Here is a 26,364-nt window from a genome sequence, read left to right as displayed (position 1 = left end):
CCAAGCACCAGCCCCGAAGAGCGCGCCCCGACCAGCTTACGCGGGCTTCATCCAGACAATGCAGCGCTCTGCATCCAGCCCGGGCACCGTGAGTTGTTCCACGTGAAACACCGCGACGTCAGCGGGCAATGCTGCGATTTCATCCTCGGGGTGCTTGCCCTTCATGGCCAGCCACACGCCATGGGGCGCGGCCAGGGCCGAGCGCGACCAGGTCACAAAATCAGGCAGCGAGGCAAACGCCCGGCAGCTGACGATGTCGAACGGCGTGGTCAGTGTCTCCACCCGGGCATGCACGCCATGCAGGTTGGGCAACTTGAGCGCCACTGCCGCTTGCTGAATGAACGCGGCCTTTTTGCCCACCGTGTCCACGCAACTCACATCCACGGCAGGGCAGCAGATGGCAAACACCACACCGGGCAGGCCACCGCCCGAGCCCACATCCAGCAGCCTCACGCCCGCCCCGCCCTGCCCCAAGGCGGCGGCATGGCGGCGCAGCGGTGCCACAGCAGCCAAGCTGTCGAGCAGGTGGTGCGTCAGCATCTCCTGCGGGTCGCGCACTGCCGTCAGGTTATAGACCTTGTTCCACTTTTGCAGCAGGGCCAGAAACTCCATCAACTGCGCCGTCTGTGCATCCGTCAGGTCCAAGCCCAACGCATGGGCACCCTCCTGCAAACGGACTTGTAGAGTCTGCACGGGGTGAAGGGTCGGCGTGCTCATGCCGTCACCTCACCCTCGGCCTTGGCGGGTGCCAGGGCAAAGTCTTTGAAGCCACCCTTCTTGAGGTGCACCATCAACAAGGAAATGGCCGCCGGGGTGATGCCCGTGATGCGCGAGGCCTGACCCAGGGTTTCAGGGCGATGGCGCGTCAGCGCCTGGCGTGCCTCAATACTCAAGGCCGTCACCTGCATGTAGTCCAGCTCAGCGGGCAGGCGCAGTTTTTCGAAATGGGCAGCACGTTCCACCTCGCCCTTCTGTCGGTCGATGTAGCCTGAATACTTGGCCGCAATCTCCACCTGCTCAATCACTGATTCACTCAACGCCCCCAGCGTTTCACGTGAAACATCGGCGCTGGCGTACTTGCCACCGTCCATTCCCATCAGCGTGCCGTAGGCCACATCGGGGCGGCGCAGCAGATCAAACAGGTTGTACTCGTGCTCGATGCTCTTGCCCAACACGCGCTCAGATTCGGCAGCAGGCAGGTTACGTGGGTTCACCCAGGTGGCTTTCAGGCGCTCTGTTTCACGTGAAACAGCATCGCGCTTGCGGCTAAACGCATCCCAGCGCGCATCGTCCACCAGCCCCATGCGGCGCCCGGCTTCGGTCAGGCGCATGTCGGCGTTGTCCTCGCGCAGTTGCAGGCGGAACTCGGCCCGGCTGGTGAACATGCGGTAGGGCTCGGTCACGCCCTTGGTGATGAGGTCGTCCACCAATACACCCAGGTAGGCCTCATCCCGGCCTGGCAGCCAAGCGGCCTCGCCACGGCATTGCAGCGCGGCGTTGATACCGGCAAACAAGCCCTGCGCTGCCGCCTCTTCGTAGCCCGTGGTGCCGTTGATCTGCCCGGCAAAGAACAGACCCTGGATCTGGCGCGTCTCAAAGCTGCTCTTGAGCGAGCGCGGGTCGAAGTAGTCGTACTCAATGGCGTAGCCCGGGCGCAGGATGTGTGCGTTCTCCAAGCCCTTCATGCTGCGCACCAGGTCGTACTGGATGTCGAATGGCAGGCTGGTGCTGATGCCGTTGGGGTAATACTCGTGCGTGGTCAGGCCCTCAGGCTCCAGAAAGATCTGGTGGCTGTCTTTGTCGGCAAAGCGGTTGATCTTGTCTTCCACGCTCGGGCAGTAGCGCGGGCCCACGCCCTCGATCTTGCCGGTGAACATGGGGCTGCGGTCAAAGCCGCTGCGGATAATCTCGTGCGTGCGCTCGTTGGTGTGGGTGATCCAGCACGGCATTTGCTGCGGGTGCATCTGCGCATTGCCCATAAAGCTGAACACAGGCACGGTGCCCTCGTTCACGCCACCGGGCATGCCATCGCCGGGCTGCTCCTCGCACTGGCTGAAGTCGATGCTGCGGCCGTCAATGCGCGGGGGCGTGCCGGTCTTCAGGCGCCCTTGCGGCAGCTTTAGCTCCTTCAAGCGCGCACTCAGCGAGACGGCGGGCGGGTCCCCTGCCCGGCCGGCGGCGTAGTTGTTCAGGCCCACATGGATCTTGCCGTCGAGAAAGGTACCAGCCGTCAGCACCACCGTACGGCTGCGAAAGCGGATGCCCACCTGCGTGACTGCACCCACTACGCGATCACCCTCCACCATCAGGTCGTCCACCGCCTGCTGGAACAGCCACAGGTTGGGCTGGTTCTCCAACATGCGGCGGATAGCCGCCTTGTACAGAATGCGGTCGGCCTGCGCCCGTGTGGCGCGCACCGCAGGGCCTTTGGAGCTGTTGAGAATGCGGAACTGGATGCCGCCCTCGTCCGTCGCCAGCGCCATGGCACCACCCAGCGCATCCACCTCTTTGACCAAATGGCCCTTGCCGATGCCGCCAATGCTGGGGTTGCAGCTCATCTGCCCCAGGGTCTCGATGTTGTGGGACAGCAGCAAGGTTTTGCTGCCCATGCGGGCAGCGGCCAGCGCGGCCTCGGTGCCAGCATGGCCACCGCCGACGACGATCACATCAAATTCCTGGGGGTACAACATGGGAGCGCTCCGGGGCCCAGCCGGGCCCGATAAAGAAAACACCCGCAATCAGAATCTGTTCAAAATCTTTTCGGGAATCGCACTGCGGGCCGGGCATCAAGTGCTGTCGGCGCAGGCCAAGGCGATTGCGGGTAACCCCTGATTTTCCCACTTTGCGCGCATTGTGTCTGCGCATGCCCTTGGGGCGGGTGGTGGCGCATCCTGGCAAGCCCCTTTCGCTCAGTTCAAAAAAGAGACTGCAACCCCCTTGTTTCACGTGAAACACCCCACGCAGGAATCCTGTCCACCCGGTGTGATTCAATGGCACCCATGCCAAACGCCCAACTCCTCATCTTCGCGGGCAGCACCCGCCAGCAGTCCTTCAACCGCAAACTGGCCCATGCCACCGCTGCCATCGCGCGCGATGCGGGGGCCAGCGTCACGCTGCTGGAGCTGTCTGACTTTGACATCCCGCTCTACAACGCCGACCTGGAAGCCCAAGGCACCCCGGCCGATGTGGTGCGACTCAAGCAGGTGCTACTCGACCACCCCGCCTGGATCATCTGCTCGCCCGAATACAACGGCAGCTACACCGCCCTGCTCAAGAACACCCTCGACTGGGCCTCCAGCCCCATCAAGGGCGACCCGGTGTGGCAAGACGGCACCCGCTCCTTCCGGGGCAAGGTGGTGGGCATGCTCAGCGCGTCCCCTGGTGCGCTGGGCGGCCTGCGTTCGCAAAGCCACCTGGGCCCCTTGCTCACCAACCTCGAATGCTGGCTGGCCCCCAAGGCGTTTGCGCTGGGCTCGGCAGGCAGCGCGTTCGATGACAGCGGCGCCCTGCTCCAGCCCGCCCACCGCGACCGCGTGCGCGCCGTGGTGGACCAGGTGCTGTGGGCCGCAGGCCGCCTGCACGGCGACGCTGCAGGTCCCGCCTGAACGTATTTAAGTCAAAACAAGCCCTAGCGCTTATTTAACAAGCGCTAGCAGCTATATAAACCATAGCAAACCCATGGACTGCCGCCCTGGCTGCGGCGCCTGCTGCACCGCCCCCTCCATCAGCTCTCCCATCCCTGGCATGCCGCACGGTAAGCCTGCGGGGGTGCGCTGTGTGCAGCTGGACGAGCACGCACGGTGCCGCATCTTTGGCCAACCCGATCGGCCAGCGGTGTGCGGCGGGTTGATGCCCTCCGCTGAGATGTGCGGTGCCAGCAACGCGCAGGCCATGGCGTATCTGACGCAACTGGAACAACTGACCCAGCCAGCCCACCCAACGCAGCGTTGACCTGCAGCGGCTTGGGGCGGGCACAGGCATAAAAAAGCACGCCCATGGGCGTGCTTTGGTAACGGCTGGCATGGTGGCAACAGGAATTCCGCTCAGCTCAACTTAGAAGCTCTCCCACTCATCGTCATTGCCCCCGGCCTTCGCTGCCTTGGGCGCTGGCGTTGCCTTGGGTGCTGGCGCTGCTGCTTGGGGGGCCGCCAGGCTCGCCGCTGGCTTGCTTTGGGCTGGTGCCTTGGCCGTTGTCGCCTTGGGCTTGCTCAGTGCAGGCCGGGCGCTGGGGCTTTTGCCCAGGCTGCTGGCACCGGGGCTGCTGGTTCGGGCGCTGTAGCTGCTGCTGGGGGCGCTGTAGCTTGTGCCGCTGGCATCGTGGGCCAGTTTGAACACTGCCACGGCGTTGACCAGCTCGCCCGCCTGGCTGTTGAGGCTGCTGGCCGCTGCCGCCATTTCTTCCACCAGCGCCGCGTTTTGCTGGGTCGCCTGGTCCATTTGCGTCACGGCTTCGCCCACTTGGCCTACCCCTGCGCTTTGTTCGCTGCTGGCCGCGCTGATCTCTCCCATGATGTCGGTCACGCGCCGGATGGCCGTCACGACTTCGGTCATGGTGCTGCCGGCTTTGTCTACCAGCAGGGTGCCTTGTTCTACCCGCTCTACGCTGGCCATGATCAGGCTCTTGATTTCTTTGGCCGCTTCTGCGCTGCGTCCTGCCAGGTTGCGTACTTCGGTGGCTACCACCGCAAAGCCCCGGCCTTGCTCGCCTGCCCGGGCGGCTTCCACGGCGGCGTTCAGCGCCAGGATGTTGGTCTGGAAGGCGATGCCGTCGATCACGCTGATGATGTCTGCAATCTTGTTGCTGCTGGCGTTGATGCCTTTCATGGTCTCCACCACTTCGGCAACCACTTCTCCGCCTTGCGTGGCAACGGTCGATGCGCTCATGGCCAGTTGGTTGGCGGTGCGGGCGTTGTCTGCGTTTTGGCGCACGGTGGAGCCGAGCTCTTCCATGGAGGCTGCGGTTTCTTCCAGGGCGCTGGCTTGTTGTTCGGTGCGGGCGCTCAGGTCGTTGTTGCCGGAGGCAATCTCGGCGCTGGCCGAGGCCACGCTTTCTGAGTTCTGGCGCACGACGGAGACGGTGCGCACCAGGCTTTGCTGCATGCGTTGCAGGGCTCCGAGCAACTGGCCGGTTTCGTCGGTGGAGGTGACTTCGATGTGGGCGCTGAGGTCGCCTGCGGCCACTTGGTCGGCCACTTCTACGGCGCGGGACAGGGGGGCGGTGATCGAGCGGATGATGGCAATTGCCAGGAAGATGGCCAAGCCCACAATCACGGCGCAGGCCAACAGAACATCCCGCTGCAGGGCCGAGGCCTCGCCTTCGGCCCTTACACCGGCTGCTTCGGTCGTTTTGCTTTGGTATTCCAGCTGGCTCTCAATCAGTGCCCGGTAGGCTCTCTGGACAGGCCGCAGCTCCGTCTCCAGGTACTTCAGGGCCTCGTCTTTGCGCCCTTCTTTGATCATTGCCAGGTACTGATCACTCACCCGGAGAAAATTGGCCCGCTCCTGCTGCATCTTGGCCAAGCGGTCCTTGCCTTCTGGCGACCGAATCAAGGTCTCCAGCAGTTTGTACTGGGCGGTCACGGTTTCGCGGGCCGAGGCGATCTGGGTGGAGGCACGCTGGCGCACCTCATCGGTGTCCCAAAGGGCCAGGTTGCGGTACTGGATCGCTTGCTCGTTCACCCCGGAATCCAGGGCGGCCAGGGCTTTGGTCACAGGGATGCGTACACCCACCACGTCGTTCAGGGCCTCCCGCTGGTGGCCAGAGCGCACCAGGCTGATCACACCCAACACCAAAACAAGCAGCACCATGGCTGCAAAGGCCCCCGCAAGGCGCGTCGATATCTTCCAGTTTTTCATAGACTTCTCCCCAGTTTGGAACCCACAGCCGCAGAGGGCGCCGCGTTGCAAACCACGCCGCCCCACTCCAGCCAACTCTGTGCGGAATCTCCGCGATCGGTCCTGTAAAACCCGGCCCTGTGCAGGCTTCTTGTGGCTTCAGCCCCCAAAAGCATTGACGCGTGTCAAAAAAATACTATCACCAATTGTTAAAAGATTAACAAAATCACATACCCACAAATACCTTTTGGCCTTTGAACGGAAGGCGCCTGTGGCACCGGGCAACGCCCAGGGTTTCCATGGCACCATGGCCCGAGGGTTTTGACCAAAAAGCCGATCAGCGCCCGCACAGCAAGCGCTAGCAGCTATCAAATTAGAAGCAGATGCGGCACCGCTGTCACAAACCCGAGGGGCCGTGCGTCTGACAGGCTCAGACAAGCGCAGCGCGAAGCTCCTTGTGCCCCCCATTCACCACCCACGCCATGACCCACCCCACCGAGCCCGCTTTCGCAGCACCCACCACAGACCCCTTCACCACCCTGCGCCCCCGCCTGTTTGGGCTGGCCTACCGCATGCTGGGGGTGCGGGCCGATGCCGAGGATGTGCTGCAGGACGCCTGGCTGCGTTGGAGCCGCCAGGACACCGCCGCCCTGCAGTCGGCCGAGGCGTGGCTGGTGACGGTGGTGACCCGCCTGTCGATTGACCGGCTGCGTGCCCTGAAGGCCGAGCGCGAGGCCTATGTGGGCTGGTGGCTGCCAGAGCCGCTGGTGGAGCTGCAGGCAGGCGGGCAACATCACCACACGCCAGAGTCGGCGGCCGAGCTGGCAGGGGAGCTGTCGGTGGCGTTCTTGTACGTGCTGGAGCGCCTGGGGCCTGAGGAGCGCGCGGCCTTTTTGCTGCGCCAGGTGTTTGACTACGACTACGCCGACATTGCCGCGCAGCTGGGCAAAACCGAGGCCGCCTGCCGCCAGCTGGTGCACCGCGCCAGCGAGCGGGTGCAGCAGGCGCGCACCCGCTTTGAGGTGCCGCGCACGGTGCACCAGCAGCTGCTGCAGCGCTTCATGCAGGCCGCCCACAGTGGCGACCGCAACGCCATCGAGGCACTGATCGGCGAGGACGCACAGCTCATTGGCGACGGCGGCGGCAAGGTGCCCTCGTTCCCCAAGCCGCTGGTGGGGCCGTTTCGCATCGCCAACCTGTACTGGGCGCTGTTTCGCCGCCTGGGCCCGCAGGTGGCGTACCGCATGGCGCTCATCAACGGCGAGCCGGGGCTGCTGCGCTACGTGGAGGGCCGCCTCGAATCCGCCCAGGCGTTTGTGACGGATGGCGAGCGCATCGTGGCCATCTACGCCGTGCGCAACCCCGACAAGCTCACGGGCATTGCCTCCACGCTGGGCTGAAGCTCCAGGGAATTGGGGCGTTGGGGCCCTGCCCTGTCACAAACACGGCACGGGCTGCGTCTTATGGGCATGAACAGGCCACCTGGCCACATTCATGCCCCTTTGCACTTCCACCCCAACGCTTTCCATCCAAGGACCTGACATGACCTCCAGCACCTCCCACACCGCCCGCCTGCCCTACCACCAGCTGTCGTCCAAGGCCTTCATGGGCCTAGTGAACCTGTCAGACACCGTCAAGAAAGGCCCGCTGGGCCTGCGCCTGACCGAGCTGGTGTTCCTGCGCGTGTCGCAAATCAACGGCTGCGCCTATTGCATGGACATGCACTGGCATGTGCTCGTCAAAGACGGCATGGAGCCCCGCCACCTGAACGCCGTGGCGGGCTGGCGCGAGGCGCCGTTCTTCAGCGACCGCGAGCGCGCCGCCCTGCGCTGGGCCGAGATCCTCACCGCCACGCCGCACAGCGACGCCAGCGATGAAGAGTTTGCCAAACTGCAGGCCGTGTTCAGCGCTGCCGAAATCTCCGACCTGGGCTTTGCCATTGCCATCATCAACGCCTGGAACCTGATCAACGCTGGCATGCGCGCGCCAATCCCGCAAACTCCCGTGGTGTAATTTGAATCCAAAAAGGCTGCTAGCGCTTATCCAATAAGCGCTAGCAGCTATCATTTTTGAATATACAGAAGGGCCACCACTCCCCTTGCTTGTGTAGCCTGTCTGACAGCCACGCTGGCGCAAGCGGCCTACAGTGTCCCCACCCACGTTACGGAGACACCCCATGCATTCCATCCCCTCCTTGCAGGGCAGCGTCAGCCCCGAAGAATGGCAACTGCGCTGCGATCTGGCCGCCTGCTACCGGCTGGTGGCGCTGTACGGCTGGAGCGACCTGGTCTTCACCCACATCAGCGCCAAGCTGCCCGAGTCGGTGTCAGGGCCTGAGCACCAGTTCCTCATCAACCCCTATGGCCTCATGTTCGACGAGATCACCGCATCCAGCCTCATCAAGGTGGACATGCAGTGCAACAAGCTGCACGACTCGCCCTTCCCGGTGAACCCCGCTGGCTTTGTGATCCACAGCGCCGTGCACGAGGCCCGGCCCGAGGCAGGCTGCGTGCTGCACACCCACACCCGCGCGGGCGTGGCCGTGAGCGCGCAAAAGGGCGGCGTGCTGCCCATCAGCCAGCAAAGCACCTTTGTGTTGGGCTCGCTGGCCTACCACGCCTACGAGGGCGTGGCCTTTCGCGACGAAGAAAAGCCGCGCCTGCAGGCCGACCTGGGCGAGGCCAACTTCCTCATGCTGCGCAACCACGGGCTGCTCACGGTGGGCAAAACCATTGCCGATGCGTTCTTGTCGATGTACACCTTCGAGAACACCTGCCGCATCCAGATCGACGCGCAGGCCGGTGGCGAACTGATTGCCGTGGACCCGCGCATCGTCAGTGGCGTAGCCCAGGCCATGCGCGTGCAGACGGGCGGCCTGGGCGGTGCCTTTGCCTGGCCCGCACTGCTGCGCAAGGCCCAGCGCGAAGCGCCAGGGTTTGACCACTGAAGCCCACGCACCCAAAGCCCGCCCCTGCGCACAACGCTGCGCCAACGCATACGATGTGCACCTCGTGATTTTTTGACCAGAGGACACAAGCCCATGAAGCTGTACTACTCCCCCGGCGCCTGCTCGCTGTCGCCCCACATCGCTTTGCACGAAGCGGGCCTGGCGTTTGACGCCGTGCTGGCCAGCACCAAGACGCACAAACTGCAAGACGGCACCGACTTCTACACCATCAACGAACTGGGCTACGTGCCCGTGCTGGAGCTGGACAACGGCGAACGCCTGCGCGAAGGCCCCGCCATCGTGCAATACATCGCCGACCTGGTGCCCAGCCAAAACCTGGCCCCTGCCAACGGCACCATGGAGCGCTACCGCCTGCAAGAGTGGCTGACCTTCATTGGCACCGAGCTGCACAAGGGCCACAGCCCGCTGTTTGCCCCCAACACGCCGGAGGAGTACAAGCCCATCGTGCGCGAACGCCTGCAAAGCCGCTTTGCCTGGGTCGACAAGCAACTGGCAGGCAAGGACTACCTGCTGGGCAGCTTCAGCGTGGCCGATGGCTACCTGTACACCGTCTCGCACTGGGGCCAGTTTGTAGGCGTGGACACATCGGGCCTGGCAAACCTGCAAGCCTTCAAACAGCGCATGGAAGCGCGCCCAGGCGTGCAAGCCGCCTTGAAGGCGGAAGGCCTGCTTAAGTAAGCGGCAGCCCCCTGAACGGGCCCCAAACAGCGCAGACCTTTGCGAAGAGGCTGCGCTTTTTTCATGGGCCTGCCCAACAGCGCAGCAGCGCCCCCGCGCTGCAAGGTTCCACGTGAAACGCCACTGCGTGCCCGCCCTCAAAACCCTGCGGTTATCACAAAAAGAGAGCCCTTGTTGATGCATCCGGCCTGCACGTTGGGGCCAGCAGCAGTACGCTTGAGGCCGTTATCCACTGAGTGCAATCTAGATTGCGGAAAGCGCGTCCATGACTTCCCTGTTCGAACCCACCCAAGCCGGTGACATCGCCCTGGCCAACCGCATTGCCATGGCCCCCCTCACCCGCAACCGCTCGCCCGAGGCCATTCCCACCGATCTGGTCGCCACCTACTACGCGCAGCGCGCCAGCGCGGGCCTGATCATCTCTGAGGCCACCGCCATCAGCCCCCAGGGCCAGGGCTATGCCGACGTGCCGGGCCTGTACGGCACCGAGCAACTGGACGGCTGGAAGAAGGTGACCCGCGCCGTGCACCAGGCGGGCGGCAAGATCGTGGTGCAGCTGTGGCATGTGGGCCGCATCTCTCACACCTCGCTACAGCCCGGCAACGCCCAGCCCGTGGCCCCTTCGGCCATCCGTGCCCATGCCAAGACGGTGCTCATCAAAGACGGCGTGCCTACGTTCACCGAAACATCCGAGCCCCGCGCGCTGGATGCGCAAGAGCTGCCCGGCATCGTGCAGGACTACCGCCACGCCGCGCGCAACGCCATTGCCGCCGGCTTTGATGGCGTGGAAATCCACGCGGCCAACGGCTACCTCATCGACCAGTTCCTCAAGACCGGCGCCAACCAGCGCACCGACGACTACGGCGGCAGCATCAAAAACCGCGCCCGCCTGCTGCTGGAGGTGACACGCGCCATCGTGGACGAAATCGGCGGCGGGCGCACCGGCATCCGCCTCTCGCCCGTCACCCCCGCCAACGACATCGTGGACGAAAACCCGCAACTGCTGTTTGACTACGTGGCGTGCGAGCTGGCCAAGCTGGGCCTGGCCTTCATCCACGTGATCGAAGGCTCAACCGGCGGCCCCCGCGAGCTGGCAGACCGCCCCTTTAGCTACGACGAAATGCGCACCGCTTACCGCACCGCTGGCGGCAAGGGCGCCTGGATGGTGAACAACGCCTACGACCGGGCACTGGCCGAATCGGCACTGGCCCAAGGCGCCGACATCGTGGCCTTTGGCCGCCCCTTCATCGCCAACCCCGACCTCGTGCAACGCCTCAAGCAAAACGCGCCGCTCAACGAACTCAACCGTGCCACGCTGTACGGTGGCGGGGCCGAGGGGTATACGGACTACCCGACACTCACGGCGGGCTGAACCACAGCACAGCGCCCCACATCGGCGGCAAAGCCGCCCCGGGGCTTGCTAGCCCAGTCCAATCGGGCTGGGGGCCCGCATTGCGATGCGGGTGAACAGACGGTCATACGCCGGGTCGCGCGGACGGCCGTGGGTCAGGGGGTTGGTGTTGGTGGCAAACGCGGCATCCACAGCGGCCCAGTCCTCATCGCTCAAATGCGCCTGTGCCGCAGGCAACACCAGCGTCTCTTCCAGGCGCATGTGCTCCAGGTAGAAGTCGATATAGCGCCCCAGGGCCTGCACAAACGCCTCGCGCCGCCCCTCGCCCATCAGCTCCCAGCCCAGCAGCAGGTGCTGCAGCTCCCGCACCGCCGCCTCGCCGCCATCGTGCTCCTGGTCCAGCCGCGCAATCACCTCGGCCACATGGGGCGCACACAGGGCCACCCGGGGGAAGAGGCACTGCGTCTCTTTGGGGTGGTGCTGGCGTTCGGGAAACTCGTCGATGTAGAACAGCATGGCCCGCGCCACGTCAAAGAACGTGGCGGGGTTGTCCCCCGGGCCTTGGTCCATCAGCAGCCTCAGCGAATGCAGCACCGCAGCGAGCGACGCATGTTCTTCACGGATGATCTGCAAACTGACGGGAGGCATAGGGCAAACACCGGGGGGCGGGTAGACGAATCGGGCGAGAGTGCCACGGCCCCGCCAGCCCCTGCGTGACGCAGGTCAACAAATGCCCAGGCATGGGGCCCTGCAGCGCACAAAACGGGGCCCCAAAAAGCAAAACCCCCAACGGGTGGGGGTTTGCAGCAAGGTGGCGGGCCCACGCACCGGGTGCCCGCCAGTCACCCATCAGCCCAGCAAAGCGCGGGGGCCCGAGCGGGGCGCAGACAAGCCCTGCGGGGCTGCCACGGCGGCGAGCTGATGGTGGTCCATGGATGCCGACAGGCGGAACTGCTGCACCACCTGCGACAAGCGCGCAGCCTGCTCACGCAGGGACTCGGCGGCGGCGGCAGACTCCTCCACCAGCGCAGCGTTTTGCTGCGTCATGCGGTCGATCTCGCCCACCGACTGGTTCACCTGGCCGATGCCCGCAGACTGCTCGGAAGCCGCTGCCGTGATCTCGCCAATGATGTCGCCCACGCGCTGCACGCTGCTCACGATGTCCTTCATGGCCGTGCCCGCGTCTTCCACATGGCGCACGCCGCCGTTCACGGCGGTCACGCTGCTCTGAATCAGCACCTTGATGTCGCTGGCCGCAGCGGCCGAGCGCTGGGCCAGGCTGCGCACTTCGCTGGCCACCACGGCAAAACCACGGCCTTGCTCGCCCGCACGGGCGGCTTCCACGGCCGCGTTCAGCGCCAGGATGTTGGTCTGGAAGGCAATCGAATCGATCAGGCCGATGATGTCGCCGATCTTGCGGCTGGAGGCCGAGATCTCGTGCATGCTGGACACCGCCTGCTCCACCACCGAGCCACCCCGCGTGGCTGTGCTAGATGCAGAGGCCGCCAACTGGTTGGCCATCTGCGAAGAAGACGCCGTCTGCTGCACCGTGGCCGTGATTTGCGACAGCGAACTCACCGCCGCCTGGGCGTTGCTGGCCGTTTGCTCGGTGCGGTGCGACAGGTCCTGGTTGCCCGTGGCAATCTCCTGGCTGGCCGTGGCGATGTTGCCGCTGGCATCGCGCACCTGCGCCACCAGCGTGCCCAGGCCCTGTTGCATGTCGGCCAGGGCGCGCAGCAGGTCGGCCACTTCATCGCGCCCTTCGGCACGAATGGACTGCGACAAATCCCCCCCCGCAATGGCCTTGGCCACACGCTGGGCTTCGTCCAACGGCTTGCAGATGGAGTGCATGTTCAACAAAGTGAGCGGCACCACCACCACCACCGTGATCAGCACAGCCAAGGCAAACAGCCACTTCGTTTGCTCGGAGACGCTCTTTTGCTCAGCCACCGACTTTTGCACCTCACCGCGCAGCACCTCATCGAGCTGGCCCATCAGCTTGTCGGCCTCAGAGAACTCGGCCACGGCCTTGCCGCTCATGCGGTTGGCGATGGTAGCGGTGTCGTAGCCCCCGGCCTCCAGCTGCCGCGCCACATGGGCAAAGGCCTCCTTGTAACTGTCCAGCTTTTTGATGATGTCGCGCACCACCGGGTTGTCCACATCCTCTTCGCCTTCCAGGAACTGGTTAGCCACTTTTTTGGCCTTCTCCTGGCTCTCCAGCCACTTGGTGTGTGCCGCCTTCACGGCTTCGGGCTTTTCGTAGGCAATGATCATGTCCTTTTCGTACTGGCGAATGGCCCCCATCTCGCCACGCAACTGGGCCATGTAGGACACCTCCTGGAAGGAGTGGTGCATGAAATCCTCGCTCATGGAATAGATGCGGAACATGCCCAACATGCCCGCACCGCCCAGCAACCCCAGCAAGCCCAACACCACGCCAATGGCACCCAGCATGCGAAAACGGATGGTGAACAGCCGCATGAGCGAAAAGAGATTCATGATTTGTCTTCCTCAAGAGAGATACGCCAACAGAGCCGACGCTGCCAATTTTTAGTTTACTTTTCTGAAACTATTTGTTGCAGTTTGCCAGACATCGCAGACCCCGGCCATGTGGTTTATCACATGCGCCAGCGTTTGAGTAGCAGGGCATTTGCCATCACGCTCACCGAACTGAGGGCCATGGCCGCCCCCGCCACCACAGGGCTGAGGTAGCCCAACGCCGCCAGCGGAATGCCCGCCACGTTGTACGCAAAGGCCCAAAACAGGTTTTGGCGGATCTTGCGCACCGTGCGCCGCGAGATATCGAGCGCTGCAGCCACCAGCATCGGGTCCCCCCGCATCAGCGTGATGCCCGCCGCATGCATGGCCACATCGGTGCCATTGCCCATGGCCATGCCCACGTCCGCAGCGGCCAGTGCGGGGGCATCGTTAACGCCGTCTCCTACCATCGCCACAATGTGGCGCCGTGGGGCGCTGGCCCCGGCGGTTTTTACATCTATGACGTTGCCCTGCTGCAACAGCCGTATCTGCTGCGCCTTGTCGCCCGGCAGCACCTCGGCCATCACTTCACCGGCTGCAGGGTCCAGCCCCAGGCGGCGGGCCATGGCCTCGGCCGCGCCCCGGTTATCGCCCGAAATCATCACCGTGCGAATGCCCCGCGCCTTCAGCGCCGCCAGCGCCTCGCGTGCGCCGGGCTTGGGCTCGTCGCCAAAGGCCAGCAGGGCCAGCACCTGCGGACCTTCAGGCGCGTCTGTGGCCACGGCCGACACGGTGTAGCCCTCGGCCTGCAAGGCCTGGGCACGTTGCAACAAGCCTTCGCAATCCCCCTGCCCCTGCGCAGGCAGTGCCGCACCCAGTTCCTGCATCCAGCGCAGGCTGCCAATGCGCCAGGCCTTCCCGGCCACCGCGCCCTCGGTGCCGCGCCCGGGCACCGCCCGCACCGCCTGCACGCTGTCGGCCGCAGCCGCTGCCACGCCACGCTGCTGGGCAGCGGCCACCACAGCACCGGCCAGGGGGTGTTCACTGCCGCCTTGCACCCCGGCCACGGCGGCTAGCACGGTGGTTTCATCAGCGCCCGGGGCCAATTCCAGCGCCACCAGGCGGGGCTGGCCCACCGTCAGCGTGCCGGTCTTGTCAAAGGCCACGGTGTCCACCTGGTGCGCCACCTCCAGGGCCTGCACGTCCTTGATCAAAATGCCGTGCTGCGCGGCCACACCCGTGCCCGCCATGATGGCCGCAGGCGTGGCCAGCCCCAGCGCACAGGGGCAGGCAATCACCAGCACCGCCACGGCGTGGATCAAGGCCGCCTCGGCCCCTGCGCCTGCCACCAGCCAGCCCAGCAAGGTGATCAGCGCCAGCCCCAGCACCACGGGCACAAACACGGCCGATACCTTGTCCACCAGCCGCTGCAGCGGCGCTTTAGCGGCCTGGGCGTCTTCCACCAGGCGGATGATTTTGGCCAGCACCGTCTCGGCCCCCACGGCCTGCACCTGCATCACCACCCGGCCTTCGCCGTTGATGGAGCCGCCCGTCAGCCGCCCGCCCACTTCGCGTGCCACGGGCAAGGGCTCGCCGGTCAGCATCGATTCGTCCACCTGCGTCTGCCCTTCGGCCACCACGCCATCGGCCGCAATGCGCTCGCCAGGGCGCACCACCAGCCGGTCGCCCACCAGCACCTCGGCCACAGGCACATCCACCTCGCCGGTTTTAGACAGCAAATGCACCACATCCGGCCGCAGGGCATGCAGCGCGCGGATGGCGGCGGTGGTCTGCCGCTTGGCGCGGGCCTCCAGCCATTTGCCCAGCAGCACCAGCGTAACCACCACGGCCGAGGCCTCAAAGTACAGATGCGGAACATGCCCGGGGTGATCGGTCGGCGCCGTCAGCCACAGCCACATCGACAGGCCCCAGCCCGCGCTGGTGCCCACCGCCACCAGCAAGTCCATGTTGCCGCTCAGCGCCTTGGCCGCTGCCCAGCCCGCCTTGTAAAAGCGTGCGCCCAGGATGAACTGCACCGGCGTGGCCAGCGCAAACTGCACCCAGGCGGGCAGCATCCAGTGCTGGCCAAACAGGTCGCCCCACATGGGCAGCACCAGCGGTGCCGACAGCGCCAGCCCCACCGCCACCGGCATGAACCCGGCCCAGGGCGATGCATCCTCGGGCCTATCTCCCGCATCGGCAGCGCGCGGCTCGTAGCCCGCATTGCGCACGGCGCGGCGCAGTTGGGCGTCCATGGCCGATGCCTCAGCGGCCACAAAGGAAACCCGAGCCGACTCGGTAGCCAGGTTCACCGTGGCATCTTGCACACCGGGCACCTTGCGCAGTGCCCGCTCCACACGGCCCACGCAGCTCGCGCAGGTCATGCCGCCAATGCCCAGGTCCAGCGACAGGGCGGCTTCGGCCGCAGGGGAGGAAACAGAGGGTGGGGTGGGGGTGGAGGTGGAGGTCGTCATAGGTCAGACAGTAATCCTTGACGCCATGTGAAGGTCAAGGCTTGCGCCATATCAACCCTCTTTTTCAACCCTTTTTTCGACCCAGGCAAAACAACCGCTTGACCCTGCCACCATGTGAAGGTTCATGATGGCGCCCAGATCGGTTCCACACCGTTTCACCCCTTTCATCCCCATTTCACGTTTACCCAGGAGCACACCATGCCCACCACCCAAACCTTCCAAGTCCAAGGCATGACCTGCGGCCACTGCGAACGCGCCGTGACCCAGGCCATCCAGCAAGTCGACCCTGCTGCCACCGTGCAGATCGACCGCGCGAGCGGCCAGGTACAGGTGCAAACCACCGCCGCACGCGAACCCCTGGCCGCCGCCATTGCCGAAGAAGGCTACCAAGTCGCGGCATGACCACCCCCACCGCCCGCAGGCCACTTGCAGCGCCCGCTGTGTGGCCAGTGCCCATCAGCGAAGCCGCACGGCTGGCGGGCGTGTCGGCCCGCATGGTGCGCCACTACGAATCGCTGGGCCTGCTGCAAGGCGTGGCCCGCACCGAAAGCGGCTACCGCCAATACACAGAGGCCGATGTGCACACCCTGCACTTCATCCGCCGCGCACGCGATCTGGGCTTTTCCATCGAAGAAATCACCGCCCTGCTCGCACTGTGGCAAGACCGCAGCCGCAGCAGCGCCCAGGTCAAACGCATTGCCCAAACCCACATCGCCCAGCTCACCGACCGCATCGCCGCCATGCAAGCCATGCAGCGCACCCTGCAAACCCTGGTGGGCTGCTGCCACGGCGACGACCGGCCCGACTGCCCCATCCTGGACGACTTGGCCGGGGGTGGGCTCAGTGCACTGGGTAGCGTGCCGCAGCTATAAAGTAATTCGCTATTGAATTCATAGCTGCTAGCGCTTGCTAAATAAGCGCTAGATGCCCATACAAGCCACAAACTGCGGCGCCGTCACGCACCATTCACACAACCGCTGCAGCATGGTCCGTTTCATAAAAATGAGGAGAAGCGCATGCAAGTTCGCAAAACCCTGCTGGCCCTGGCGGCCACGCTGGTCGTGAGCACAGCTTTTGGCGGTAGCGACACCCCGGCCTGGCCGCCCGTGCCTACGGTGATTGCGCACCGGGGTGCCTCGGCGCTGCGGCCTGAGCACACGCTGGCGGCGTACCAAAAGGCGATTGACGACGGCGCCAACCTGATCGAGCCCGATCTGGTCATCACCCAAGACGGGGTGCTGGTGGCGCGGCACGAGAACGCCATTGCCATCCTCAACACCGATGGCAGCGTGCGTGAGGCCACCACCGATGTGGTGGACCGGCCCGAGTTTGCCGCCCGCAAAGCCACCAAGACCATCGATGGCAACGCCATCACCGGCTGGTTTGTGGAGGACTTCACCCTGGCCGAGCTCAGGACGCTGCGTGCGCGCGAGCGCATCCCGGCCATCCGCCCGGCCAACGTGGCTTACAACGGGCAGTTCGAGGTGCCCACGCTGCAGGAAGTGATCGACCTGGCCAAGGCACAGTCTGCAGCCAAGGGCCGCACCATTGGCGTCATCCCCGAGACCAAGCACCCGAGCTTCTTCCAGTCCATCGGCAAGCCGCTGGAGCCCGCACTGTTGGCGGTGCTGGCGAAGAACGGCTGGAACAGCAAGGACGCCCCGGTGTACGTGCAGTCGTTTGAAGTGGCCAACCTCAAGGCGCTGCGCAAACAAAGCACGGTGCGCCTGGTGCAACTCTTGTCCAACAGCGGCCGCCCCTACGACTTTGCGGCGGCAGGCAACACCCAGACCTATGCCGACATGGCCACGGCGGCAGGCCTCAAAGAAATTGCCACTTACGCCAACGTAGTGGGTGCGCACAAGGACCTGGTCATCCCCGTGAAAGACGGCGCCCTGGGCACGCCCACCGCGCTGGTGAAGGATGCGCACGCGCTGAACCTGGCGGTGCACATCTGGACACTGCGGCCCGAAAACGCCTTCTTGCCCGCCGCCTACAAAAAGGCGCCCACCACCGACAACACGGTGCGCGGCGACAGCGTGGGCGAGATCCAGGTGTTCCTCAAGGCCGGGGTGGATGGTTTCTTCACCGACGACTCGGGCGTGGGCCGGCTGGCGGTGGACAGCCTGAAGTAAGCGCAGGCCTGCCAAGAAAAAATGCCGAGGTCAGCCTCGGCATTTTTTTAGGACCTTTGGCAGCGCTCAGCGCTCAGAACGGCGCAGATTCCGGATCGGTATCCACCGGCGCCGTGGCCGGGCCGGTGACCACACCGCCGCCCGACTTGCGGGCCGGGGCCGAAGGCTGAGGGCGCAGGGCTGCAGGCGCTGCGACGGGGGCGGTAACCCCGGCACTGCCAGCCCCACCCGCCGCAATGGCTTCGGCCGCGCTGGCCACGCCGCTTTCGGCCTCGCCGCCCAGGGCTTCGATCAGGTCGGGAATGAGCTTGACCAGCTCGCCCGTGGCAATGGCCACGTCGGTGTCAAAGCCGCCGTCGTCGGCCTTGGTGCCTTCAAACACCGTGTCCAGGAACGACAGCTTGCGCACCTGCAGCCCCTCGGTCAGCATGAAGGAGACGCGGTCGTCCCAGGTCAGCGCCAGCTTGGTGGGCAACTTGCCTTGCTGGATGTGCTGCTGCACCTCTTCAATGTCGAGCGGGTGGCGCGCGTAGCGCACCACGGCTTTGGATTCGTCGGCGCTTTTGAGTTCGCACTCGCGGTCGATGCTGAAGCCCACGGGCGGCTCTTGCTCCAGCAACCAGTGCGCCATGGCGGCCTGCGGGCTGGTTTGCGTGTTGAGCAGCGACACCGACAGGCCCGGCAGCGACTCGACCAGCAGGCTCACCACCTCATCGGCGCGGCCCTGGCTGCCCGTGTCCAGCACCAGCAGGCGCGACTCGGTGTCGATCCACACCCACATGCTGCCCTGCTTGGTGAAGGCCATGGGCAGCAAATCCAGCTTGGCCTCGTCCTTGAGTTCCTTGCTTTCCTTCTTGCCGGGCTTGCGGCCGGTTTCTTGCTCGATGCGGGCGGCTTTTTCTTTGACCTTGCGGTTGAGCACCGAGCCGGGCAGCACCTTGGACTCGACCATGAAGCGCAAGATCCACTGCCCGCCCACCGACTCGGCCATCGCGCCGTGCTGATCGCCGCGCGGGGGCACCCAGCCCAGCGACTGCTCCTGGGTGGCGCCGCACTCCATAAAGGGCGACTTGGCCAACGCCTCTTCCACCTGCGTCAAATCCGCCTGCCAGCCGGGTGCAATGCGGTACACGATCAAGTTCTTGAACACGGAAATCCTTCGCTTCGTTGGTCTGACGGGGGTGATTGTCCGCGCTGCCAGCCCCATGCCAGAGCAAGCCAAGCCCACGGGTTGCAACACAGCGCAACGCGGGCTGCAGTGCAGTGGCAGCGTTTGCTATTTATTTGATAGCTGCTAGCGCTTATAGATATTGCGCTAGCGGCATATTTGATTGGAATTTTGGTGAGAACAAGCTGTGCATAACCCACGGCCACCAGCAGCGAACCATTGGTTGTCACAACTTTACAAAGCCTTCAATCGCCCTCACCGGCGCGATACATGGGCGGCGCACACTGACCGCAGAACCTGTTCAACGTCTTTTCGGGGTCGCACAAGTACCTTGCCGGGCGCCCGGCTAGGGGATGGGATGCAAGGCGCGGTGCGCAGTGGATAGCTCGGCTATCCACAAGCGCCGCAACGCCGCAGACCGCCCGGCAAGGCACTTGCCCGAAGGGTTGGAGTGAAATCGGGCGATTGAATGCCCCGGCTGCTTGCATGGGCACAAGCCCATGCGGCGCACATCCGTTGCATCCACTCATCCCGATTGCACTCCAATGCGATCCCCGAAAAGACGTTGAACAGGTTCTTACCCGCTGCAACGGTCGTTGCGGTGGACCAATTCACCGATGTGAAAGGACTGACACCATGGCCTTCTCAACCCGTAACGCCACCCGCCGCTTCATCGCCCACACCGCCACCAGCGCAGCCACAGCCGCCTTCCTGGCCGCCCTGGCCCTGCCTGCCCTGGCGCAAACCCCCCCGCCCCCACCCGCTGCCGCCACCAAAGCAGCAGACGCACCCGCCCGCCGCCCCGGTGGCCCCGACATGCAAAAGCGCCACGAAGAACACATGGCCAAGCGCCAGGCCGCACTCAAGGAAAAGCTGAAACTGACCGCCGCCCAGGAAAGCGCCTGGACGACCTTCACCAGTGCCATGCAGCCAGGTGAGCGTCCTGCCCGCCCTGACCCCAAGGAACTGGACAAGCTCACCACCCCCGAGCGCATCGACCGCATGCGCGAGCTGCGTGCCCAACACACCGCCCAGGCCGAGCGCCGCGACGAGGCGGTCAAAAAGTTCTACACCGCACTGACGCCAGAGCAGCAAAAGACCTTTGACACCGAAGCCCGCCACGCCGGCCCTGGCATGCGCCATGGCGGCCCCCACGGCGGGCCCGACCACGGCAAACGCGGCGGCCCAGACGACCGCCCCGCCCGCTGATCTGGCCGCCCTGTCGGGCGATCGGAACCCAGCTTGAAAACCCGCCCTCCTTGCGGAGGGCGGGTTTTTTCATGCCCGGTCTCTAGGGATGCCCTGCATAACCCGCGCTATCACCGACCGCAGGGAGTGATGCAGGACATCCCTTGGGTTCGCCAGGCAGGCCTGAGCGCCTGTGGACAACGCTGTGGCTTTTTCAGGAGCAACTGGGGGGTTGTCCACAGAAAAAGCCGCTTCGCCAAAGTTGTTGTCTGTCAGGCATGCCAACCATACAGGCCGGGGCACAGGGTTGTCTGCGCTGCAAGTGGCTGTCAGCATTGGTGAAAAAGCAGTTGTCCACAAAAAAGGGCTTGCTCTATTACTACTGCTATTTATCTATAAGACTTTAAAAGAACAACCCAAGAACATCCTTGGGGCCAAAAACCGGTGCCGCGGATGCCAAAACCGGGTGGGGATGGCAAGGTGCTTGCCACCGAAGTGGGCTTTGGAAAAACGAAGGCCATGTTCCGCCGCCAGTTACGGCCTTCGCAAACCCCCTGCAGGCTGCAAATCAGGCCAAAGGAGCTGGGGTGGATGGAGCAAACCGCTCTTCAGGCCCCCTGGCCTGCCAAAACGGTGGCACAGGCGCCATGCCGGGCCTCAAAGCCTGTGAAAGGGGCGCTGCAAGGCCCGGGCAGCCCATCCCCCAGCCGGGCGACCGCCAAGGCCCCTGGTGCTGCCTTTCAAAGGCCTTGAGCAGGTTGTGAGCAGGTTGTGAGCAGGTTGTGAGCAGGGATTGCGTGGGCTGACGGCCAAGCATCTGCGCCTGGGATACATCCCCCTCCACGCCAGCTTGTGTGGGGTTTGCTATTGAAAAATGAGCTGCTAGCGCTTATAGAGCGGGCGCTAGAGGCATTTTTTGTACAAAACGCCTTCCAAACAGAGGGCGTTGCATAAGACTGGGGATAGCTTTGGCACAAGTGCCCGCTTATCCACAGCAAATGGCGATGCGCTCAGTTTGTCCCCGTTGGCGTGACAGCACAAACACCGGGTGGCGCACAGGGTTTGCTGCGCCGCAAGTGCTTGCCAGCCAACGGAAAAAAGCAGTTGTCCACACTAAACACCGGGCTCTACTACTACGACTATGTATTTATAAAGAAATTAAGAAGAAGACAGAAGAACAACTCCGGGGTCGGGCAAGTCCCCTTCGGTTTCAGCGAAAACGAGGGCGAAAGCAAAACCTGGGGTGAATGCATCACCCTTGTGAAAGGGGCAGACATTCCAGGCGCGGCGAAAACGACCAAGCCGTACGACAAAACGGGACAACGAGGCCAATTGGAGCTTTGTTAGCCGATCTAAAGGCCCTCAGGAGCGTTTGCAGCGCCTGTGGAGGTGCGGGGTATGAGGGGGGTAGCCTTGGCGCGTTGCCTGGCCTTTAGCGCCTGCTGCGGGGGCGCTGGCAGATTCGGTGCGAGGCAGAGCCGAATCTGCAGCACACAGACCGCTGCGCGGCCCCTGGGACGTGGCAAACAGGTTTTTAGCCCTGTGGATGGCTTTGTGGGCTGGCGCTCAAGAAGGCGTCCAGCTCAGGCTCAGGCAGCGCCTTGCTGAACAAATAGCCCTGGTACAGCTCGCACCCCGCCCGTGCCAGCAGGGCGCGCTGCTCGGCGGTTTCCACGCCTTCAGCGATCACTTCCAGCCCCAGGCTGCGCGACAGCCCGATGATGGTGTCCACGATGGCGGCGTCGTTGGGGTCGGTCAGCAGGTCGCGCACAAAGCTCTGGTCGATCTTGAGCTGGTCCAGCGGCATGCGCTTGAGGTAGCTGAGCGACGAGTAGCCGGTGCCAAAGTCGTCCAGCGAAAAACCCACGCCGTAGGCGCGCAGTGCGGCCATGGTGGCGATGGTGGTTTCCATGTCTTCCACCAGCAGGCTTTCGGTCAGCTCCAGCTTGAGCTGGCCCGAAGGCGCCCCGGTGATGGCCAGCACCCGCGCCACGTCGTCCACAAAACTGGCGTTGCGGAACTGGCTGGAGCTGACGTTCACGGCCATGGTCAGGTCGCGGCGCAGCGGGTCGTCCTGCCAGCTGGCCAGCAGCTTGCACGCGTGGTGCAGCACCCAGCGGCCCAGGGGCAGGATGAGGCCGGTTTCTTCGGCCAGTGCGATGAAGTCCGACGGTGGCACCATGCCGCGCTGCGCATGCTTCCAGCGCAGCAGCGCCTCCACCCCGGCGATTTCGCCGGTCTGGCGGACCTGGGGCTGGTAGTGCAGCAAAAATTCGTCTTGCGCCAGGGCCACGCGCAGGTCGGCCTCCAGGGCCGCACGCGCCGTCACCACGGCCTGCATCTGCGGGTCAAAAAAACGCAAGGTGTTGCGCCCGGCGGTCTTGGCCTGGTACATGGCCAGGTCGGCCTGCTTGAGCAACTCGCCCACGGTGGTGGAGGCCACGCCGGTGAACGGGGCGATGCCAATGCTGGGCGTGCTGCGGTACTGGTAGCCCTGCAATGGGTAGGGCATGGACAGCATGGCCAGGATTTTTTCGCCCACGCCGCGTGCCTGTAGCACCAGGTCGTCGCCCGCGGGGTTCAGCTCTTCCAGCATCACCACAAACTCGTCGCCCCCCAGCCGTGCCACGGTGTCTACGCTGCGCACGCACAGGCTCAGCCGCTTGGCCACTTGCTGCAGCAGCAGGTCGCCCTGGTCGTGGCCCAGGGTGTCGTTGAGCTGCTTGAAATTGTCCAGGTCGATGAACAGCAGCGCCCCGCCCTGCTGGTGGCGCCGGGCCGCCACCAGGGCCTGGTGCATGCGGTCCATCAGCAGCATGCGGTTGGGCAGGTTGGTGAGCGGGTCGTAGAAGGCCAGGCGCTGGATCTCGCGCTCGGTGGCCTTGCGCTGGGTGATGTCGGTGTTGATGGCCAGGATGGACTGCGGTCGCCCGTCTTCGCCGCGCACCAGCGTCCAGCGGCCTTCCACGTCGATGGTGCGGCCATCGCGGTGCTGCTGCACCAACTCGCCTGTCCATTCGCCATGCTCTATCGTGGCCTCGGTGGCGCGGTAAAACGGCGTGGGGTCGTCGTACAGCAGTGTTTGCACCGACTGACCCAGCACCTGCAGCTGGCTCCAGCCATACATGCGCTCGGCGCTTTTGTTCCAGTAGATGATGCGGTGGTCCAGGTCGCGCACCAGGATGGCGTCTTGCGCCTTGTCGAGCAGCGAGGCCTGGTGGCGGATGCGGGCGTCGGCCGTCTGGCGCTCGATCTCGGCCGAGGCACGTGCCGCAAAAATCTGCAGGGTGGAGGTGACGAAATGGGGGTCGGCCAGGGGCTGCCTGAACAGCACAAAAATGGCGCCGATCACCTCTCCGTCTGCACTGCACAGCTGCTGGCCTGCATAGGCACGGGCGTTGATTTTGCTGCCCAGGGGCGAGCGCGGGTACTGCTGCAGCACCTGGTCGGCCACCACGTACTGGCGCTGCGTGAGCAGGTGCATGCTGGGGGTGCCGTCCAGTGGCAGATTGAACGATGGCAGCACCTGCTTGCCATCAACCACGGTGGCCATATCGACCGCCCTGGGCAGTTCTCCATCGCCTTGGGGCACCAGCCGGATCAGGCAACCCACCTGCGCACCCAGGGCCTCGGCCATGCTGCGCGCCAGTTGCACAAAAAATTCAGTGCCTGTGGTGGCCGACACGGCTGCCGCCACCTTGATGACCGAGTCCAGCATGCGCTGCTGCGCCTGGTGCGCGCGCAGGCTGTTGATGCCGAAGGCCAGGTCGTTGGCCAGCTCTTGCAGCAGCGCGACCTCTTGGGCGCTGATGTGCAGGATGTCGGGCGCGTAAAGGTACAGCAGGCCAAAGGCGCGGCCCCGCTCGCGCAACGGCAGGCAAATGATGCCGTGAAAGCCGTTGTCCAGCATGCGCTGGGTCCAGTCGCCAAAGTCGTCGCTGTTGCGGATGTCGTGCACGATCACCGGCTCGCCGGTGCGCACGGCCCGCCCCGCAGGGCCCTGCCCGTTGGGGCTGTTGGCGTCCCAGCTCAGGTGCAGCTTGTCCAGGTAGCCCTGGCTGTGGCCCGCGTGGGCCACCTGGGCAATGGTCTTGTGCGCGTCGTCCTGTGCCAGGCCCACCCAGCCCATGCGGTAGCCGCCAATGTCCACCGCAATCTGGCAAATGGCCTGCAGCAGGGCTGATTCAGAGGTGGCGCGCACCAAGGTTTCGTTGCAAGCGCTCAGCAGCTTTTGGGCGCGTGCCATGCGGGCAATCTCGCGCTCGGCCTGCAGCCGCTCGGTGATGTCCACGGCCAGCACCTGCCGCGCCGCCAGGCCATTGAAGCTGATGCTGCCTGCCGTGATCTCGGCATCGAACAGGCTGCCGTCCTTGCGCACCTGGCGGCAGACCGAGGGCACATGCCGCCGCTCGGGGCTGATCGACTGCACCGCTGCGCGCACGGCTTCACGCTCGGTGGGGGGCCACAGGTCCAGCAGGTGCATTTGCAGCATCTCGGCCTCGGTGTAGCCGTACTGCGAGAGCATCGCTTCGTTCACGGCCAGCAGGCGCATGCTGGCGCGCTCGTACACCCACATGGGGTGCGGGTGCTCATTGAACATGAGCCGGTACTGCTGGGCCGAGGCCTGCAGCTGGCTGGCCACATGCCGCAGCTGCACGGTGGTGCCCAGGGATTCGGTCAGTATCTCCAGCCGGTCCACATCGCCGCGCGAAAAGGCCTCGGGCTGGTCGGAGGTGACCTTCAAGGAGCCCACGATGCTGTTGCCCGCCCGCAAAGGCGCCGCCATCACCGAACGCACGCCAAAGCGGTGGGGCATGGAGTCCATGTCCCAGCCCGCGGCCAGGGTGTCGTTGCACCACACGGTGCGGCCCTGGTGCAGCGCAGGCCACAAGATGCTGTCATGCACCGACAGCTGGTTGCCCTCGGGCCGCACCATGTCGCCCACCGAGGCTTTGGCCACCAGCTGTTCGTCTTCCAGCAGTTCAATCAGCGCGCCACGCGCACCGGTTTGCTGTTGCACCGTGTGGGCCACCAGCTTCAGGGCCTCGGGCAGCGCCATGTCCAGCGACGAAATCTGCTGCTGCACCTGCAGCAGATCAGCATGGTGGCGGGCGTTGCGCTGGGTCTGCATCTCGGCCTGGTGCTGTGCAGACACATCCTGAAAAGCGCCCTGGATGCGCTGGATCTCTCCCTGGGCATTGCGCACGGCCTGCCCCGCTGTGCGCACCCACATCAGCTGGCCTTGGGGGCTCACCATCTCGGCCACAGCGTTGATGGGCGTGCCCGCCTGCATGCACGCTTGCCATGCGGCCTGCATGCGTTCGCGGTGGGGTGGTGTGTAGGCTGCCAGCACCTGCGCCAGCGTGGGGGCAGACTGCGCAAAGCCAAAGGCCGCCGCCATCTCGGGCGATAGGGTCAGCTGTTGGCTGGGCAGCTCCACAATCCAGCCGCCCAGGCGCGCCACGCGGCCTGCGGCTTCCAGGGCCTGGCTTTGCAGGCGCAGGGTGGCGTGCATCTGGTCGCGCTCTTGCAGCATCTGGCCCAGCAGGTGCTTTTGCCGGCGCAACTCCAGCTGGTCCATGGCCTGGCGCGCCAGCATCTGCAGCGCTTGCAGGGCCTCGGCGCTCAGGCTTCGGCTGCGGGTGTCCATCACCGCCAGCGTGCCAATGGCCTGGCCTTCGGCCGTCACCAGCGGAATGCACGCGTAAAACCGGATATGGGGCTCGCCCACCACCAGCGGATTGGTGGCAAACAGCGGGTGCTGGGTCGCGTCTTCCACCACGGTGGGCACCTCGGGGGTGCGCAGTGCGTGGTCGCAAAAAGCGATGGAGCGCGGTGTCTCGCGCATGGGGACTCCCACCGAGGCCTTGAACCACTGCCGCTCGGCATCCAGAAAGTTGACCACTGCCATGGGCGCATCGCACAAGCGCGTGGCCAGGGTGGCCAGTTGGTCGAAGGACGCCTCTTGCGGGGTGTCCAAAATGGCACAGGCCTGCAGGGCCTGCAGCCGGGTGAACTCTGCTGGCGACAGCACCGGCCCAGCCATGCTCACACGGCCCCCCTTGGCGGGAGGTGGCAGTGCATGGGCA

General features: G+C 64.9%; 20 protein-coding genes. 12 read left to right on the top strand and 8 right to left on the bottom strand.

Annotated elements, in window-relative coordinates; translation table 11 throughout:
• Positions 1–36: 36 nt before the first annotated feature.
• Complete coding sequence (gene rsmG, locus CLU86_RS17935) at positions 37–717, bottom strand: 16S rRNA (guanine(527)-N(7))-methyltransferase RsmG (RefSeq protein ID WP_099742575.1); 681 nt, start codon at positions 715–717, stop codon at positions 37–39.
• Positions 714–2,690: a tRNA uridine-5-carboxymethylaminomethyl(34) synthesis enzyme MnmG gene (gene mnmG, locus CLU86_RS17930; protein ID WP_099742574.1), complete on the bottom strand. Its 1,977-nt coding sequence runs from the start codon at positions 2,688–2,690 to the stop codon at positions 714–716. Before mnmG ends, rsmG begins: the two co-directional genes overlap by 4 nt.
• A 309-nt stretch (positions 2,691–2,999) precedes the next feature.
• On the opposite strand from mnmG, the gene CLU86_RS17925 reads away from it, so the two are divergent.
• A complete protein-coding gene (locus CLU86_RS17925) occupies positions 3,000–3,605 on the top strand; it encodes an NADPH-dependent FMN reductase (protein WP_099658914.1) in 606 nt (201 codons plus the stop codon).
• Between the two features lie 73 nt (positions 3,606–3,678).
• Positions 3,679–3,951: a YkgJ family cysteine cluster protein gene (locus tag CLU86_RS17920; RefSeq protein ID WP_099742573.1), complete on the top strand. Its 273-nt coding sequence runs from the start codon at positions 3,679–3,681 to the stop codon at positions 3,949–3,951.
• A 102-nt stretch (positions 3,952–4,053) separates the two neighbouring features.
• On the opposite strand, the gene CLU86_RS17915 is transcribed toward CLU86_RS17920, so the two are convergent.
• The gene (locus CLU86_RS17915; RefSeq protein ID WP_099742572.1) at positions 4,054–5,856 is read right to left on the bottom strand and encodes a methyl-accepting chemotaxis protein; all 1,803 of its coding nucleotides are present in this window, start codon (positions 5,854–5,856) and stop codon (positions 4,054–4,056) included.
• Positions 5,857–6,317: 461 nt separating this feature from the next.
• Between CLU86_RS17915 and CLU86_RS17910 the strand changes: the two genes are divergently transcribed.
• The 5 genes from CLU86_RS17910 to CLU86_RS17890 all read left to right on the top strand — a co-directional run bounded on the left by CLU86_RS17910 (position 6,318) and on the right by CLU86_RS17890 (position 10,853).
• A complete protein-coding gene (locus tag CLU86_RS17910; RefSeq protein ID WP_099742571.1) occupies positions 6,318–7,235 on the top strand; it encodes an RNA polymerase sigma-70 factor in 918 nt (305 codons plus the stop codon).
• A 142-nt stretch (positions 7,236–7,377) separates the two neighbouring features.
• Positions 7,378–7,848, top strand: a complete 471-nt coding sequence (locus CLU86_RS17905; protein ID WP_099742570.1) for a carboxymuconolactone decarboxylase family protein — start codon at positions 7,378–7,380, stop codon at positions 7,846–7,848.
• 163 nt (positions 7,849–8,011) lie between these two features.
• On the top strand, positions 8,012–8,782 hold the full coding sequence (locus CLU86_RS17900; RefSeq protein WP_099742569.1) for a class II aldolase/adducin family protein: 771 nt from the start codon (positions 8,012–8,014) through the stop codon (positions 8,780–8,782).
• 93 nt (positions 8,783–8,875) lie between these two features.
• Complete coding sequence (gene gstA / locus CLU86_RS17895; protein WP_099742568.1) at positions 8,876–9,481, top strand: glutathione transferase GstA; 606 nt, start codon at positions 8,876–8,878, stop codon at positions 9,479–9,481.
• A gap of 265 nt (positions 9,482–9,746) precedes the next feature.
• On the top strand, positions 9,747–10,853 hold the full coding sequence (locus tag CLU86_RS17890; protein ID WP_099742567.1) for an alkene reductase: 1,107 nt from the start codon (positions 9,747–9,749) through the stop codon (positions 10,851–10,853).
• A 48-nt stretch (positions 10,854–10,901) separates the two neighbouring features.
• Here the strand turns inward: CLU86_RS17890 and CLU86_RS17885 are convergent, their stop codons facing one another.
• The 3 genes from CLU86_RS17885 to CLU86_RS17875 form a co-directional block, all read right to left on the bottom strand.
• On the bottom strand, positions 10,902–11,480 hold the full coding sequence (locus tag CLU86_RS17885; RefSeq protein ID WP_099742566.1) for a hemerythrin domain-containing protein: 579 nt from the start codon (positions 11,478–11,480) through the stop codon (positions 10,902–10,904).
• Positions 11,481–11,681: 201 nt separating this feature from the next.
• On the bottom strand, positions 11,682–13,331 hold the full coding sequence (locus CLU86_RS17880; RefSeq protein WP_099742565.1) for a methyl-accepting chemotaxis protein: 1,650 nt from the start codon (positions 13,329–13,331) through the stop codon (positions 11,682–11,684).
• Positions 13,332–13,450: 119 nt separating this feature from the next.
• Complete coding sequence (locus CLU86_RS17875) at positions 13,451–15,784, bottom strand: cation-translocating P-type ATPase (protein WP_099742564.1); 2,334 nt, start codon at positions 15,782–15,784, stop codon at positions 13,451–13,453.
• A gap of 198 nt (positions 15,785–15,982) precedes the next feature.
• Between CLU86_RS17875 and CLU86_RS17870 the strand changes: the two genes are divergently transcribed.
• The 3 genes from CLU86_RS17870 to CLU86_RS17860 all read left to right on the top strand — a co-directional run bounded on the left by CLU86_RS17870 (position 15,983) and on the right by CLU86_RS17860 (position 17,919).
• Positions 15,983–16,186: a heavy-metal-associated domain-containing protein gene (locus tag CLU86_RS17870; protein WP_099742563.1), complete on the top strand. Its 204-nt coding sequence runs from the start codon at positions 15,983–15,985 to the stop codon at positions 16,184–16,186.
• Positions 16,183–16,656, top strand: coding sequence for a Cu(I)-responsive transcriptional regulator (cueR, locus tag CLU86_RS17865; protein ID WP_099742562.1), 474 nt, complete (start codon positions 16,183–16,185; stop codon positions 16,654–16,656). Before CLU86_RS17870 ends, cueR begins: the two co-directional genes overlap by 4 nt.
• Before the next feature lie 144 nt (positions 16,657–16,800).
• Positions 16,801–17,919, top strand: coding sequence for a glycerophosphodiester phosphodiesterase (locus CLU86_RS17860; RefSeq protein WP_099742561.1), 1,119 nt, complete (start codon positions 16,801–16,803; stop codon positions 17,917–17,919).
• A gap of 73 nt (positions 17,920–17,992) precedes the next feature.
• On the opposite strand, the gene CLU86_RS17855 is transcribed toward CLU86_RS17860, so the two are convergent.
• The gene (locus CLU86_RS17855) at positions 17,993–19,069 is read right to left on the bottom strand and encodes a recombination-associated protein RdgC (RefSeq protein WP_099742560.1); all 1,077 of its coding nucleotides are present in this window, start codon (positions 19,067–19,069) and stop codon (positions 17,993–17,995) included.
• Between the two features lie 654 nt (positions 19,070–19,723).
• On the opposite strand from CLU86_RS17855, the gene CLU86_RS17850 reads away from it, so the two are divergent.
• Both CLU86_RS17850 and CLU86_RS22680 read left to right on the top strand, forming a co-directional pair.
• Positions 19,724–20,296, top strand: a complete 573-nt coding sequence (locus CLU86_RS17850; protein WP_099657274.1) for a Spy/CpxP family protein refolding chaperone — start codon at positions 19,724–19,726, stop codon at positions 20,294–20,296.
• A 1,008-nt stretch (positions 20,297–21,304) separates the two neighbouring features.
• Complete coding sequence (locus CLU86_RS22680; protein ID WP_143226731.1) at positions 21,305–21,622, top strand: hypothetical protein; 318 nt, start codon at positions 21,305–21,307, stop codon at positions 21,620–21,622.
• A 187-nt stretch (positions 21,623–21,809) separates the two neighbouring features.
• Here the strand turns inward: CLU86_RS22680 and CLU86_RS17845 are convergent, their stop codons facing one another.
• On the bottom strand, positions 21,810–26,321 hold the full coding sequence (locus CLU86_RS17845; RefSeq protein WP_099742559.1) for an EAL domain-containing protein: 4,512 nt from the start codon (positions 26,319–26,321) through the stop codon (positions 21,810–21,812).
• Positions 26,322–26,364 lie beyond the last annotated feature (43 nt).

It is taken from the genome of Acidovorax sp. 62, assembly GCF_002754495.1.
Lineage (GTDB): Bacteria > Pseudomonadota > Gammaproteobacteria > Burkholderiales > Burkholderiaceae_C > Acidovorax.
Note: the sequence above shows the minus strand (reverse complement) of the source record. Positions and strands in the feature narration are given on the sequence as shown.